This window comes from Corynebacterium sp., from assembly GCF_030532195.1.
Classification (GTDB): Bacteria; Actinomycetota; Actinomycetes; order Mycobacteriales; family Mycobacteriaceae; genus Corynebacterium.
Genome location: NZ_JAUNLP010000004.1, coordinates 150,403 through 164,019 on the forward strand (window position 1 = coordinate 150,403; position 13,617 = coordinate 164,019).

At 59.4% G+C, this 13,617-nt stretch carries 14 protein-coding genes; 5 read left to right on the forward strand and 9 right to left on the reverse strand.

What is annotated here, in order from left to right; genetic code table 11:
- Positions 1-7 precede the first annotated feature (7 nt).
- Positions 8-1,033 carry a YhjD/YihY/BrkB family envelope integrity protein gene (locus Q4E11_RS06080; protein ID WP_303164423.1) on the forward strand — a complete coding sequence of 342 codons (1,026 nt, stop codon included), beginning with the start codon at positions 8-10 and terminating at the stop codon, positions 1,031-1,033.
- Positions 1,034-1,040: 7 nt separating this feature from the next.
- On the opposite strand, the gene Q4E11_RS06085 is transcribed toward Q4E11_RS06080, so the two are convergent.
- Positions 1,041-2,288, reverse strand: coding sequence for a D-alanyl-D-alanine carboxypeptidase family protein (locus Q4E11_RS06085; protein WP_303164424.1), 1,248 nt, complete (start codon positions 2,286-2,288; stop codon positions 1,041-1,043).
- A 123-nt stretch (positions 2,289-2,411) separates the two neighbouring features.
- Between Q4E11_RS06085 and Q4E11_RS06090 the strand changes: the two genes are divergently transcribed.
- Complete coding sequence (locus Q4E11_RS06090) at positions 2,412-3,653, forward strand: adenosine deaminase (protein ID WP_303164425.1); 1,242 nt, start codon at positions 2,412-2,414, stop codon at positions 3,651-3,653.
- A 138-nt stretch (positions 3,654-3,791) separates the two neighbouring features.
- On the opposite strand, the gene Q4E11_RS06095 is transcribed toward Q4E11_RS06090, so the two are convergent.
- The 3 genes from Q4E11_RS06095 to Q4E11_RS06105 all read right to left on the reverse strand — a co-directional run bounded on the left by Q4E11_RS06095 (position 3,792) and on the right by Q4E11_RS06105 (position 6,599).
- Complete coding sequence (locus Q4E11_RS06095; protein WP_303164426.1) at positions 3,792-5,036, reverse strand: hypothetical protein; 1,245 nt, start codon at positions 5,034-5,036, stop codon at positions 3,792-3,794.
- 136 nt (positions 5,037-5,172) lie between these two features.
- Entirely contained in the window at positions 5,173-6,201 is a 1,029-nt protein-coding gene (locus tag Q4E11_RS06100; protein WP_303164427.1) for a C40 family peptidase, read from the reverse strand.
- Positions 6,201-6,599: a hypothetical protein gene (locus tag Q4E11_RS06105; protein ID WP_303164428.1), complete on the reverse strand. Its 399-nt coding sequence runs from the start codon at positions 6,597-6,599 to the stop codon at positions 6,201-6,203. The genes Q4E11_RS06100 and Q4E11_RS06105 overlap by 1 nt, the downstream gene beginning before the upstream one ends.
- Positions 6,600-6,743: 144 nt before the next feature.
- Here Q4E11_RS06105 and upp point away from each other — a divergent pair, with 144 nt between their 5' ends.
- Positions 6,744-7,379 (forward strand): uracil phosphoribosyltransferase, encoded by a 636-nt coding sequence (gene upp / locus Q4E11_RS06110; protein ID WP_303164429.1) that lies wholly within the window; start codon positions 6,744-6,746, stop codon positions 7,377-7,379.
- 12 nt (positions 7,380-7,391) lie between these two features.
- Here upp and Q4E11_RS06115 read toward each other — a convergent pair whose 3' ends face one another.
- Positions 7,392-8,090, reverse strand: coding sequence for a hypothetical protein (locus tag Q4E11_RS06115; protein WP_303164430.1), 699 nt, complete (start codon positions 8,088-8,090; stop codon positions 7,392-7,394).
- A 143-nt stretch (positions 8,091-8,233) separates the two neighbouring features.
- Here Q4E11_RS06115 and Q4E11_RS06120 point away from each other — a divergent pair, with 143 nt between their 5' ends.
- Both Q4E11_RS06120 and Q4E11_RS06125 read left to right on the forward strand, forming a co-directional pair.
- Positions 8,234-9,460, forward strand: a complete 1,227-nt coding sequence (locus tag Q4E11_RS06120; RefSeq protein WP_303164432.1) for an amidohydrolase — start codon at positions 8,234-8,236, stop codon at positions 9,458-9,460.
- A gap of 74 nt (positions 9,461-9,534) precedes the next feature.
- Positions 9,535-10,944 carry an NAD(P)H-quinone dehydrogenase gene (locus Q4E11_RS06125; RefSeq protein WP_303164434.1) on the forward strand — a complete coding sequence of 470 codons (1,410 nt, stop codon included), beginning with the start codon at positions 9,535-9,537 and terminating at the stop codon, positions 10,942-10,944.
- Between the two features lie 117 nt (positions 10,945-11,061).
- Here Q4E11_RS06125 and Q4E11_RS06130 read toward each other — a convergent pair whose 3' ends face one another.
- The 4 genes from Q4E11_RS06130 to Q4E11_RS06145 all read right to left on the reverse strand — a co-directional run bounded on the left by Q4E11_RS06130 (position 11,062) and on the right by Q4E11_RS06145 (position 13,583).
- Positions 11,062-11,340, reverse strand: a complete 279-nt coding sequence (locus Q4E11_RS06130; RefSeq protein WP_303164435.1) for a mycoredoxin — start codon at positions 11,338-11,340, stop codon at positions 11,062-11,064.
- 74 nt (positions 11,341-11,414) lie between these two features.
- Positions 11,415-11,945: a dihydrofolate reductase gene (locus tag Q4E11_RS06135; RefSeq protein WP_303164437.1), complete on the reverse strand. Its 531-nt coding sequence runs from the start codon at positions 11,943-11,945 to the stop codon at positions 11,415-11,417.
- Positions 11,946-11,968: 23 nt separating this feature from the next.
- Positions 11,969-12,805, reverse strand: coding sequence for a thymidylate synthase (locus tag Q4E11_RS06140; protein ID WP_303164438.1), 837 nt, complete (start codon positions 12,803-12,805; stop codon positions 11,969-11,971).
- A gap of 25 nt (positions 12,806-12,830) precedes the next feature.
- Positions 12,831-13,583 carry a 3'(2'),5'-bisphosphate nucleotidase CysQ gene (locus Q4E11_RS06145; RefSeq protein WP_303164439.1) on the reverse strand — a complete coding sequence of 251 codons (753 nt, stop codon included), beginning with the start codon at positions 13,581-13,583 and terminating at the stop codon, positions 12,831-12,833.
- Between the last annotated feature and the right edge of the window lie 34 nt (positions 13,584-13,617).

Genomic DNA, 13,617 nt, shown 5'->3' on the forward strand with positions numbered 1-13,617 from the left:
AGAGGACATGGCAACCTCTACAAGAAAAGATCCGAAAAAGACGGACCGCTACGGAATCGAGCGTGTGCACGCTGATGAGCCAGGTGCGATCGACCGCTTCCGCGAAAAGTGGGGGTGGTTCGATCACCTGATGCGAATGCAGGAACGCTACTCGGAGCAGGGCGGTAACTACTTTGCTGCCGCTATTACGTACTTCTCTGTACTGTCGATCTTTCCGCTAATTATGACGGCCTTCGCCATCCTCGCGTTGGTCTTACGCGGAAACGAGCAGATGCTCGAGCAGATTCAAACGTCCATCACCGATTCCATTGACGGATCCATGGGCGAGACCATCAACGAGGTTATTGAAGGCGCCATTGAGCAGGCCGGTGGCGTGTTCACCATTGGTTTCATTGTCACCTTGTGGTCAGGACTGACCTGGATGAGTAACCTCACCAACGCTGTGACACAGCTGTGGAAGCGCCCGATGGCCGCCGACAACTTTGTCATGGGCAAGCTGCGTGACCTGCTACGACTGATTGGCATGCTCATCATGATCGCACTGACCTTCGCAGTCACAGCAGTTGGTTCCTCCGGGCTGACGCAGTCGCTGCTGGACAAGGTCGGGCTTGGCCACGTCCCGGGCATCACCGTCATCACCGGCCTGATTGCCATCGCCGTCGGTATTCTGGCCAACTGGCTGTTCTTCGTCTGGATGCTCGCAGCTCTGCCACGCGGCGGTGCTCCCATCCGAGCAGCCGCCAAGGGAGCCATCATCGGCGCAATTGGCTTTGAGGTTGTCAAACAGCTCGGTAGCGTTTTCTTCTCCAACGCGCTGTCCAACCCCGCCGGTGCCGTCTTCGGCCCGGTCATCGGCCTGATGGTCGTGTTCTACCTCATCTGGCGCATCACCATGTACGCCGCCGCTTGGACCGCGACGACTGAGGAAGCGCTTGCCGACGAAGAACTGGACGCACCGGCTCCTGCCGTCATTAATGTCCGTGCTGAGGCCAGCAATCCGACCGGATTGAACCGTCTGTTCGGCTCCAAGTAGTTACTGCCTAACGACGCTTGCGCCTACCAGAGCGGTACGTCAGTGCCGCAATCAGCGCAATAATAATCGCAGAACCAGCACCCACAGATACCTTGAGCCCGGTGTCTGTGGGTTTTTCCGTTAGCAGATCCGGTAGTTTTTCAGCCAGAGTGTCATCATCGGCCTTGGCCTCCAGGGTGCCGACGGAGCTCTTCGGTGGGGCCGCAAAGCCTGCGTCGAGAAGTGAGGCGGCCTGCTCCCACGGTCGTGGCGAGTCATCGATTGTGGCATCGAGGAGCACTACACCGAGGCGACGTCCATCGCGCTCGGCGACACCGGCAAAGGTGTGGCGAGCATCGTCGGTGAAACCGGTCTTGCCGCCGAGGGCGCCGGGATAGTCCTGTGCAATCAGCTGGTTGTCATTGGCGATCTCAAAGTCCTCGACATCCAGCTCCTTGTCACCCGGGATAGTGGCCAGGCGAGTGGCCGAGAGTTTGCGGTATTCCGGATTGTTGAATGCGTGTTGGAAGAACAGCGACATGTCATAGGCAGAGGTCATCTGCCCAGGCGCGTCCAGGCCTGTCGGATTGACCACGCGAGTATCTGTTGCACCGAGCTGGGCTGCTAACTCGTTGACCTTTTTCGTGGTCTCCGCCATGCCGCCGAGCTGACGAGCTAGAGCGTGACCCGCGTCATTGCCAGAATTCAGTAGCAGGCCAGTCAGCAGTGTCTCCACGGAATAGTTCACATCTTCGACGATGCCGACTCGCGAGCCCTCCATATTCGCATCCTCGAAAGTGGCCTTGACCGTGTCATTGAGCCTCAGCTGGTCGAGGGCCTCCATCGCCAGCAACACCTTAATAATCGAAGCCGGTCGATAGCGACCATGCGGGTCCTTTGCCGCCAGCACATCACCGGACTCCAAATCGAAAACAGTCCATGCCGAAGCGGAGAGATCTGCAGGTACTGCAAAACCGTCACCACTGACAATGCCACATGCCGACATCTTCTCACCGCCAGCCGGCTTTTCCGGCACCGGGACGGCCGCAGGTGCGGTCTGACCTGGGGCCGGAATCTCCGAGGTGTCTACCGGAGCCGGCGGGAAGGTGCGATGCGGGCATCCAGTCGTGTCACGGATACCAGGAGCGGGACCGACGACCGAGGGTTCGTCGTCAAGCGGTGGCTCCTGCGCCGTAACTGACGGTGCCGGGCCTACGAGCATCAGCGCAGCGGAGGCGAGCAGGGCAGAGGCAGTAAGACGGCGGGAGGTAATCATGATGCATGAAAGGTTAATAAACGGGCGCCTGAAATCCGGTATTGACCGTGTTTCGGAGGGGGATAGCGGGGGATAAGTGCGCGCTAGTAGAGCTAGCGGGCAAGTACCGATAGTGTGTCCTCTATGACTAACTCTTCGCACAGTGATGCAAAGTCTTTGGCCGCCGAGTCGGTGGCATCGCAGCCGCGCCAGAATGACCTCGAGGAAATTCGTGAGGTCGTGGCGGGTCTGCCGAAGGTTTTGCTGCACGACCATCTCGACGGTGGCCTGCGTCCGCAGACCGTAATCGATCTGGCGGCTGACTGCGGTTATACCGATCAGCTGCCAACCACCGATGCTGATGAGCTGGAGCAGTGGTTCATTGACACTGGTAACTCCGGTTCGCTGCCGAGCTACCTGACTGCCTTCGCACACACCTGCGCTGTCATGCAGACTCGGGAGGCGCTGACGCGCGTTGCCCGTGAGGCCGTCGAGGATTTGGCCGATGACAACGTCGTCTACGCTGAGCTGCGTCTGGCACCGGAAAATCACCTGGAGCAGGGTCTGAGCATGCAGGATGTTGTCGACGCACTGGTAGAGGGACTCGCACACGGTGAGGCGCATGCAGCCGCTGCTGGTAAGAACATCACCGCGCGCCTGCTGATTTGCGCGATGCGCCAGAACGACAACTCCAAGGAAGTCGCGCAGCTGGTCGTCGATAACTACGGCAAGCGTTCCGACGGCTACGTTGTCGGCTTCGACATCGCTGGTCCGGAAAACGGATTCCCGCCGGCCAACCACGCAGAGGCATTTGACCTGCTGCGTGAGAACCTCATTCCAGTGACCATTCACGCCGGTGAGGATGCCGGTGTGGATTCACTGCGCGATGCTGTCGTCCAGGGCGCACACCGCCTTGGCCACGGCGTTCGCATCTACGAGGACTTCGGTGCCTCCCTGGAGGGCATCGAGTGCCAGCCAGTCGCCGCCGCCATCCGCGACCGTCAGCTGCCGCTGGAGATCTGCCCGACCTCCAACGTCCAGACTGGCGTGTGTGACAGCGTTGCTGATCACCCGTTCCCGCTTCTCGACGATATGCGTTTTGCCTGCACCGTCAATACCGATAACCGCCTGATTGGCGCGACCTCCATGACCAAGGAGTGCATGGAGCTGGTTGAGAACTTCGGTTACGGCTACAGCGAGCTGTTCGATTTGACCTGTAACGCAATCAACAATGCATTTACTGATTTGCCGACTCGCCAGCGCATCATGGACACCATCATCTACCCGGCCTACCTTCAGTTGCTGGATGACGACGAGGATGCCGATGGCGTTCCAGAAGACACCGACGTTCTCGGTGGGGAATCCCTGGAGATGAAGTTGGACTAGCTGCTGACTGGTGCTGACGACAGTTGCTGCTGGCAGTTGCAAAAAGCGCCCCGAGGAGAGGCGAACACGAAATGTGTTTCGATTCCCTTTCCCTCAGGGCGCTTTTCGTTTGCTAGTGTGCGACTTTAGTTTCGCGCGTTAAATCTTGGTGGTGAAGCGGTCGGTCAGACTCTTCTCCAGCTGACGCCAGCCCGCTGCCTCTTCATCAAACGGTGGCACCGGCTCAGACATCTCACCGGTATCCAGCAAGAAGTTCAGCAGCCACTGCAGCTGCTGGTTACCGGCCAGAACTTCGTTGACCGCGTCGTCGCCAGCCCAGTCAGCGGCATCAGCCAGCAGCTCATAAGCACGAGCCAGCTGGTGAGTATCGACGTAGCTCGGACCCTTTTCAATGTCCTCAGCCAAACCGGTAAACGAGTACTCATTGTCTGCATGGACCACAGCCTCGAGCTCACCGGCATTGGCCGCGGTGATGATCTCATCCCAGGTCAGCAGGTTAGACATGTCGTGGTGCTTGTGCTCGAGCAGCCAGCGCACCATCGTGCGTGGCTGCGAGAAGGTGTGAATCTCACCGTTGGTGCCGAGGAACAGCGGGCGGCGCCCCATGTAGCAACGCAGCGTGTAGAGAGTACGACCCGCAATGGAAATTTTAATGGGATCGATGCCGGCATTGGCCCACACAGTGCTGTCGTAAGGGTCGCCCTGATCTGCGTTTTCAGCGGCCTTCTTTTCCTCTTCGCGCTTCTTCTCCGCGGCTTCACGACGTTCCATCTCGGCCTTCTTGGCCTCTTCCAAGGACGTGGCAGCGGCGCTGGCGGCAGCCTCGTCGACCTTCGGAGTCTTTGCCCCAAGGCCATCGAAAGCATCAATGCAGTCATCCCAGTTGGACAGGATGACTCGACCAATCGCCGACCACTGCGCAGCACCGTTGCCCTGGAAGTGATCAGCGCCATTGGCGGTGGCAGCCAGCACGGAGTGAGATGCGAACATCTGATTGACCGGAGTCAAATCAGCAATAGCACCGATGGAACGTGCGATGGACAGGATGCGATCCGCGCGCGATACGTGGTCATAGTCAGCGCGACCAGCCAGAACCTCCGGCAGGCCGATGAGATCGTAGCGGTGGCGTGGCTCCGAAATGACAGAACCAGGCAGCTGTTGGCTAAAACGCCCCCAGGCTGGGTGCTGCTCAAAGTCATGTGCGGTACCGGACTGCAGGAAGGCAAGTAGCTCGGCGGCAGAGGAGAACATGTAAATGTCCTCGCCGTGACCGAGAAGAGCCTGCCATTCGGCGCCGCCTTCGCGCCAACTTGGAGCCCACAGAGTGTAAAAAGTGCCCGAAGTCAGCTCGAGTTCGATGGGAACGATGCCTTGCCTGGCCATAGTTGTCGTCGCAGCCCTTCTGGTAGTCGGAGGTCTATCTAATGGTTAAATAAGCAGTCTTTCTCGCGGCGGCGTAAAGGACTGCAAGATGCGTATTCCCATCTTAGGAGTTTTGGGCGCGAGATTCCCACAGCACCTAGCCGGTAGGGCGATAGAAACCCTTAAATGGCATACCAATGTTGGTCGTGCGCACTGGATTGACCTGAACCGGGTCTCCAGCCTCAACCATTTGGCCATCACCAACCACCATGGCCACGTGTCCATCCCACACGGCCAAATCTCCCGGCAGCAGTTCATCCTGGCTGACTTGCCGACCAATAGCCTGCGCCTCCGCGGTGCGCGGGATATCCACGCCGGCCTGGCCGTATGCCCAGTGCGTAAGACCGGAGCAATCCAGTGCTTGGCCTGGTGTATTTCCGCCCCAGCCGTAAGGCGTGCCAACAGCGCTCAAGGCGGCCTGAACCGCAGCCTGCGCCTCTGGTGTTGGAGCATCTGCCCCGGCATTGCCATCAACTGGCGCAGCGCCCGCGGTGCCAGCATCTGCCTGGTTACCCTCGCTACTGCCAGCAGTGGAAGCTACGGGATCAGCGGAACCGGTGGAGGCCGCCTGAGTCGCAGCCGTGTCCAACTGCGCTGACTTCGGTGAGGGAGGGGTATCCACTGCAGCGCTGGCTTGCTGCATCAGTGACTGCACAAGCGGGCTAAGTTCTTGCTCCAGCTTTCGCAGGCGCTCCATCGCCTGGTTCATAGCTGAGGTTGCAGCGCCTGCGATTCCTGCCGCAGCTTGTGCCATGCCCGCGGGGCTGGAAGTAGCACTGGGTAGGAAGCGCGCAGCTGCCAGCATGAAATCGACCGCAATGCGCGCCAAATCTCCCACCGCGGAGATAATTGCCGCCGACCCACGGGCAATGTCCCCATCAATGGTTTGAGCACGGCCTTCTAAATCAGCTGCAGCGTTAGCCGCCCGCGCAAGGCTGACACCCGCGCCTCCGGTATCAGTGCCATCTACCCAATTGCGCTCAACCGAATTGGCCACCGAACGCCAGGCGCTGCTGGCAGCGGGGACAGCTGCGACTGCCAGATTGGACAGCGCCGGCACGATTGCGGGGCTAATCTGCTGCGCGATGGCAATGGGGACCTCGGTCAATAGATTTAGCGGCAGCATCACGCACCACCGTCAACGACCATGTTCGACGCCGAAGTCGGAGTAAGCGACTGCAAAGCTCGTGCGCCCGCGTCCTCAGCATCCGTTACCGCCGCGACAAAGTGAGATAGGGCACTGGAAGCGTTGGTGGCATAGTCACTTAAAGCAGCCACGTTGTCGCGCTGGCTATGCAAGGCGGAAGCCGCCGCGCGACAGAATTGGCCTACAAACGGAGCGTCGCCAAGCAAATGCAGCGCATCGACCTCGACAGCATCCGTGCCAGCGGCCTGCTGCGACAGTGCGGACAGCTGTGCGGCGTTGGCGGAGATGAGCTCTGGTACCAGCGTGAATGCGCCGCTAGATGTCGGTGTAGAGAGAAACGATGGTGTCGGTGGTGTGGTCAGCGGTGGAAGCGACAATGTGGTGGCCTTTCTGGGATGTAAAAATGCCTTCGTATTGTTAGGCGCGAAAAAGGCCGATTCGGTTCCATTCTTTTTAGCGAAAGTTCCCCCAGGCGTGCCAGCGCAAAAATGCGTGGGCGGAACCAATGTATTTTGGAAGCTATGGAGATTACCGTTGTCAACCATCCCTTGGCACAGTCACGTTTGACCATCCTGCGCGATGAGCGCACTGACAATGCGGGCTTCCGTGCGGCACTCGCTGACCTGGGCGCCATGCTGATCTATGAGGCTAGCCGCGAGCTGCCCGTTGAAAAATTCGATGTCAAGACCCCAATCACCACTGCAGAGGGCCGTCGTCTGCAGGATCCGCCGATTATCGTGCCGGTGATTCGCGCCGGGCTGGGTATGGTCGATCCAGCGCTGTCGATGATTCCGGACGCGCAGGTCGGCTTCATCGGGCTTGCTCGTAATGAGGAAACGCATGAGCCGGTTCCATACTTGGAGGCTCTGCCGCAGGACCTGTCGGGACGCAATGTGTTCCTGGTCGACCCGATGCTGGCAACCGGCGGCTCTCTGCTGCACGCACTGAAGTTGCTGGTAGACCGCGGTGCGGACAATATCACGGCCGTGTGCATTATCTCGGCTCAGCAGGGCGTTGATGCCCTTGAGAACTCCGGTCTGCCGGTGCGCCTCGTCACCACAGTGATTGACCCGGATCTCAACGAAGATGCCTACATCGTGCCGGGTCTGGGAGATGCGGGCGACCGTCTCTACGGCCCCCGCAATATCGACCTTTAAGGTCAGAAGATTCTACGCAGTGCCCCAAGCCTCGGCGGCGTACTTCTTGATGACCTCATTGTCCTTGGTCACCAGAAGGCCGTCGGGGGACATCTGGTACTTGTATGAGCCATTGCGGGCCACTACGCGGTCGCCCTCGTCGACGATGACTTCGGTCGACATCGCGCCCTGTGGCGAGTCGGAGCGGTAGTACTTCTCGCCCGAACGCGTCTCACACGCAGTGGCCTTAATGCCTTCTTCCGCAGCGACTACGGCAAACGCACGGTCGCCCGAATCGCAGCGCGCGGAGCTACCGACAAAGCCCAAACCGTCGAGGTCACCGCGTCCGGTACCGAAGTCCTGTCCTGAAGGAACTGGCTCTGTAGTCGAGGTCGTCGTGGAGCTCGACGAAGTAGTCGTCGGCTTCTTGGACGACGTAGAGGTCGACGACGACGGCGTCGAAGAGCTACTGGTCGTGCTTGACGACGTCTCCCGCGAGCTCGTCGTAGTCGTCGTGGTGGTTGTCGTCTTGCTGGTCGAGGACTGCGACGACGGCTGTGACGACTGCGTAGAAGATGAGGTCGCCGGAGCGGAGGAGGGGACCTCAGGGCGCTTCGGTTCATCATCATTGCTCAGTGACAGACCAATGGCGATGCCGATAACAATTACCAGTGCCGTAGCAGCGATGATGATGGGGATGGTCAGTGATTTGGACGAGGCGTTGCCGGACATGGTTCTTATCATGACAAAAATCGGCCCAATGTGAAACATCTGGCAATTAAAGTGGCCAATGTTACGCAAGTAAACAACATGCACGTTTCTGTTGCAGAGCCCTCTGACACGCTCAATACCGCAAATGCCTACACTTGATAGTTGTGATTGAGGAGTTTATTAAGCACTGGTGGGCCGAGCACGCGAATGAGATCATTCAGTGGCGGCGGCACCTGCACGCGCATCCGGAACTATCACATATGGAACACGCCACCACGGCGTTTGTGGAAGAGAAGCTGCGCGCCGCCGGACTTGAGCCGGTGCTATTCCCCAATACCGGTCTCATGGTCGACATCGGTGAAGATGAGCTCGCCGACAACGAAGTCGGCGGTGAACGGCCAGGGCGCCTGGCGTTCCGTGGCGACATGGACGCGCTTCCCATCACTGAAGCCACCGGGCTAGAGTTTGCCAGCACCAACGACGGTGTCATGCACGCTTGCGGCCATGACTTCCACACCACTATCACGCTGGCCACTGCGCTGGCGATGGCTGAATACCGCGAAAAGCACCCGCTACCGACTCCGCTGCGCTTTATCTTCCAGCCCGCTGAAGAAGTCATGGTCGGCGGCGCACCAGAGGTCATTGCCGCGGGCGCGCTCAAGGGCGTGGAACGCATCTTTGCAGTCCACTGCGAACCGAAGTTGCGTGTTGGCCACGTAGGCGTGCGCACAGGTGCGATTACCTCTGCCACGGACACTCTGGATATCCAACTCACCGGTCCTGGCGGGCACACTTCACGGCCACAGATGACCGTCGATATCGTGTACGCACTGGGCAAGCTGATCACTGATCTACCAGGTCTGTTGTCGCGACGCGTCGATCCGCGCACCGGCACCGTCTTGACATTCGGCTCCGTCCACTCCGGTTATGCTCACAACGCGATTCCGTCGGAAGGCTCCGTTGCCGGTACTTTGCGCACCGCGGACATTACGACGTGGCGTGAGATCGATCCGCTCGTCCGCGAACTCATCGGCCAGGTCCTCGCTCCCACAGGTGCCGACTACACCATCAAATACGAACGAGGCGTGCCGCCCGTGCTTAACGACGAATACTGCACCGCCCTCATTGCGGAAACTGTGCGCCGTGTGGATGAAAACGCAGTGACGCAGGCTCCTCAGTCCTCCGGCGGCGAGGACTTCGGGTGGTACCTCGAACATGTACCGGGAGCTATGGCGCGTCTGGGATGCTGGTCCGGGCGTGGTGAAAAGCATGATCTGCACCGCGATGACCTCATTGTGGACGAGCGCTGCCTGGGCGTCGGTGTAAAACTGTTCGCCGGCATCGTCGCACGCTATGAAGACGACGCGCAGCCAAGCATGACTGTCCGTTAGACTATGGGGGCAAAGCGGGGAAACCATCTCCCGCAGTAAATATTTGTGATATCCCTGGCAACTTTGGAGGATTTGTGGCGAAGAGGATCGTAATCATCGGCGGCGGCCCGGCCGGCTACGAGGCAGCTTTGGTCGGCGCTAAGTACGGTGCTGAAGTCACTGTGGTTGAGGATGCCGGAATGGGCGGTTCTTCCGTTCTGTGGGATTGCGTTCCCTCTAAGGCCTTCATCGCCGCAACCGGCGTTCGTACCGATATGCGGCGTGCGGACGAGATGGGTCTGCGCCCGGACTTCTCGCAGCGCAAGATTGACTTTACGGCAGTCAATGAACGAGTGAAGCGTCTGGCACAGCAACAGTCCGACGACGTTCGTGCTCAGATGGAGCGCGAAGGTATCAAGATGCTGCAGGGCCGTGGACGCCTCGATGACTCGGATCCGGGACTTGTCACTCACTACGTCACCGTTGACCTGCTAGAAGGCGGCGAAATTACACTCGAGGCCGATCTGGTGCTGGTGTGTACCGGTGCGTCGCCCCGTATTCTGCCGGGCGCTATCCCGGACGGTGAGCGTATTTTGACCTGGCGCCAGGTCTACGACCTGGAAGAGCTGCCGGAGCACCTCATTGTTGTCGGTTCCGGTGTTACCGGTGCTGAGTTCGTCTCCTCCTTCACTGAGCTGGGTGTCAAGGTCACCATGGTCGCATCCCGTGACCGCATCCTGCCGCATGAGGACGCAGACGCAGCTGACGCACTGGAAGAAGTGCTGCTGGAGCGCGGCGTTGATGTCGTTAAGAATGCTCGCTGTGACCTGGTCGAGCGTACTGAGGATGGCGGTGTGCGCGTCGTTACCTCCGATGGCCGTGAGGTCTTTGGTTCCCACGCGCTGATGACCGTCGGTTCCATCCCGAATACCGCTGATATCGGGCTGGAGGCCAGCGGCGTTGAGCTGACCCCGTCCGGTCACATTCACGTTGACCGCGTCTCCCGCACTAACGTTCCGGGTATCTACGCTGCGGGCGACTGCACCGACCTGTTCCCGCTGGCCTCCGTGGCCGCTATGCAGGGGCGTATTGCGATGTACCACGCGCTGGGTGAGGGCGTTTCCCCGATTCGCCTGCGCACTGTTGCCTCCGCAGTGTTCACCCGCCCGGAGATTGCTACTGTCGGTGTTTCTCAGGCTCAGATTGAGTCCGGTGAAGTCTCTGCACGAGTTGAGGTCTTCCCGCTGGCAGGTAACCCGCGTGCAAAGATGCGCTCGCTGCGCCACGGCTTCGTCAAGCTGTTCTGCCGCAAGAACTCCGGCATGATTATCGGCGGTGTTGTTGTCGCACCGACGGCATCGGAGCTCATTCTGCCGATTGCCGTGTGTGTCTCCAACCAGCTCACGGTTGATGACTTGGCAAGCTCCTTCTCCGTCTACCCGTCGCTGTCCGGCTCCATCACGGAGGCAGCCCGTCAGCTGATGGCACACGACGACCTGGACTAGTCTCTGATCTGACGCGTACAGCTGCTTATGCGCGAAAAGCCGAGCCCCGATTGCCATCGGGGCTCGGCTTTTTACTTGTATTGTGTCTCGGCTGTGCGCGTTTCGCAGTGGGCGGGCCTACTTACCGGAGAGCTCTGCGTACTTGGCGGTTACTTCCTCAACCGATGGGTTAGTGGCGTGCTCACCATCGGAGTACAGAACAGTCGGGACAACGCGATTGCCGTCATTGACGGATTCAACCCACTTCGAAAGATCCTCGTGCTTTTCTACATCCCAAGCCTCAAACGGCGTGCCGTTATCCTTCAGACCAGCGATGAGATTCTGGCAGAACGGGCACCAGGATGCAGCGTAAATGGTCACATGTTCAGTGGTCTTCGGAGTCTTCACATCAGTCATACTTTGTTCAACGCGAAGCCTCGGAGCGATATTCCGACCTGTTACGCGGTGTTTAGCGTTACCGCCTGCAAAACCTATTCTGCGCGGCGGTGCCACGTGCAGAAACGGTAACGCAGACCATTCTTTGAGGTTTGCCATGGGCCATCTTCAACACGAACCCAGTCGTAAAGATCTGGAGCCATGACAGGCACCGGCACGGTGACATCGATATCGATTTCGGTGACGACGCATTCGTCGGCAAGCGAAAGTGCGTCACGATAGACGCGCCCGCCCCCAATGATCCACGCCGCGGGCTCGTCGGCGACGGCGGCGAGTGCGTCCGGGAGGTTGGTGGCGGATTCAGCGCCGGGAAAGTCCGTCTGCGAACGCGATAGGACGATGTTGCGCCGTCCTGGTAGCGGGCGGAATTTCGGGTTCAGAGAATCCCATGTGCGGCGGCCCATAATCACCGGCGCGCCCATCGTGGTGGATTTGAAATGCTTGAGGTCTTCGGGCAGGTGCCAGGGCATATCGGAGCCATCGCCGATGATGCCGTCGCGGGACTGTGCCCAAATCATGCCGACAAAAGCGGGCCTCGGGCTGGAGGAAACGGTGGACTCACTCATGGGCACACTCACCTTTCGATGACTTAAACAGCCACCTGACCACGAATCAGCGGGTGCGGGTCGTAGCCGATGACCTCGATGTCTTCGTAAGCGTAGTCGAAGATGCTGTCTGCCTTGCGCAGCTTCAGGGTGGGGTAGGGGCGCGGCTCACGCGAAACTTGCAGTTTGCACTGCTCAATGTGGTTGTCGTAGATGTGGCAATCGCCGCCGGTCCAGATGAATTCGCCGACTTCCAAGCCCGCCTGCTGCGCCATCATATGAGTCAAAAGCGCGTAGGAGGCGATGTTAAACGGCACGCCCAGGAACATATCCGCGCTGCGCTGGTAGAGCTGGCAGCTGAGCTTGCCGTCGGCAACGTAGAACTGGAACAAAAGGTGGCACGGTGGCAGCGCCATATTGGAAATCTCCGAGACATTCCAGGCACTGACGATGTTGCGGCGGCTATCTGGATTGGACTTCAGAGTCTCCAGCGCCTGCGCAATCTGGTCAATGTGGCTGCCGTCCGGAGTCGGCCACGAGCGCCACTGCACGCCGTAGACCGGGCCGAGATCGCCATTTTCATCCGCCCATTCGTCCCAAATAGTCACGCCGTGCTCCTGCAGCCAGCGGACGTTGGAGTCACCGCGCAGGAACCACAACAGTTCGTACACAATCGACTTGAAGTGCACCTTTTTGGTGGTGATGAGCGGGAAGCCTTCGCTTAAGTCAAAGCGCAGCTGGCGGCCAAAAACCGAGCGCGTACCGGTGCCGGTGCGGTCGGACTTGGCGGTGCCGTCTGCGAGAATTTCGCGCAGCAAATCCTCGTACGGCGTCTTAATGCCCTGATGATGTTGTGCAGTGGTGTCAGTCGAGTCGGTCATAGCCGTTTGAAGTTTACTAGTCCCTCTACTTTTCGTTGTCCTTGAATTCCTTGACCGCTGCCAGGATGTCCTCAGCCATATCCGGACGGCAGAAGAGCATATCCGGCATGAAAGTGTCGACGTTGTTGTAAGTCGGCTCGGATCCGTCCAGGCGGCTGACGTGCAGTCCCGCAGACTGTGCCACACCAACAGGAGCTGCCGAGTCCCACTCGTACTGGCCACCGTCATGAATATAGGCATCGTAGTCACCCAGCAGCACGTGCATGGCCTTCGCGCCCGCCGAGCCCATTTCCACCAGCTCCAGGCCGAGCTTGTCCGCGACGAACTTCGCAACAGCCGGCGGGCGAGTACGAGAGACCACCAACTTGCCCGAGTGCGGGCCCTGCACTGCCTTGGCCTCACCAGTGTGGAAGACTTGGCCCAGGTCCGGCAGGCCAACAGCCGCGTGAGTCGGCTTTCCATCCTCTACCAGCGCCACGTGTACAGCCCAGTCCTGGCGACCAGAGGCAAATTCACGAGTGCCGTCGAGCGGGTCAATAATCCACACACGCTTGCTGTCAAGGCGTTCGCGGTTGTCAGCGGCTTCTTCCGACAGCAGACCATCGTCCGGACGGTGCTGCTCCAGCACGCGGGAAATCCACTCCTGTGCCAGCGCATCGCCAGCATCACCCAAGATGCGGCCACGCAGCAGACCTACGTTGCGAACACCCTTTAGAATTTCGCTAGCTCCCACTGCAAGGCGGTAAGCAAGAACATCATCTTCAATGTAGGCAGACATGTCTTAAATACTATGCGGTTTTGGCAATACTCGC

Excerpts from the sequence above, each read along its gene's own strand:
- Q4E11_RS06080 (WP_303164423.1), top strand. The coding sequence starts at position 8 with ATGGCAACCTCTACAAGAAAAGATCCGAAAAAGACGGACCGCTACGGA.
- Q4E11_RS06085 (WP_303164424.1), bottom strand. The coding sequence starts at position 2,288 with ATGATTACCTCCCGCCGTCTTACTGCCTCTGCCCTGCTCGCCTCCGCT.
- Q4E11_RS06090 (WP_303164425.1), top strand. The coding sequence starts at position 2,412 with ATGACTAACTCTTCGCACAGTGATGCAAAGTCTTTGGCCGCCGAGTCG.
- Q4E11_RS06095 (WP_303164426.1), bottom strand. The coding sequence starts at position 5,036 with ATGGCCAGGCAAGGCATCGTTCCCATCGAACTCGAGCTGACTTCGGGC.
- Q4E11_RS06100 (WP_303164427.1), bottom strand. The coding sequence starts at position 6,201 with ATGCTGCCGCTAAATCTATTGACCGAGGTCCCCATTGCCATCGCGCAG.
- upp (WP_303164429.1), top strand. The coding sequence starts at position 6,744 with ATGGAGATTACCGTTGTCAACCATCCCTTGGCACAGTCACGTTTGACC.
- Q4E11_RS06115 (WP_303164430.1), bottom strand. The coding sequence starts at position 8,090 with ATGTCCGGCAACGCCTCGTCCAAATCACTGACCATCCCCATCATCATC.
- Q4E11_RS06130 (WP_303164435.1), bottom strand. The coding sequence starts at position 11,340 with ATGACTGATGTGAAGACTCCGAAGACCACTGAACATGTGACCATTTAC.
- Q4E11_RS06135 (WP_303164437.1), bottom strand. The coding sequence starts at position 11,945 with ATGAGTGAGTCCACCGTTTCCTCCAGCCCGAGGCCCGCTTTTGTCGGC.
- Q4E11_RS06140 (WP_303164438.1), bottom strand. The coding sequence starts at position 12,805 with ATGACCGACTCGACTGACACCACTGCACAACATCATCAGGGCATTAAG.
- Q4E11_RS06145 (WP_303164439.1), bottom strand. The coding sequence starts at position 13,583 with ATGTCTGCCTACATTGAAGATGATGTTCTTGCTTACCGCCTTGCAGTG.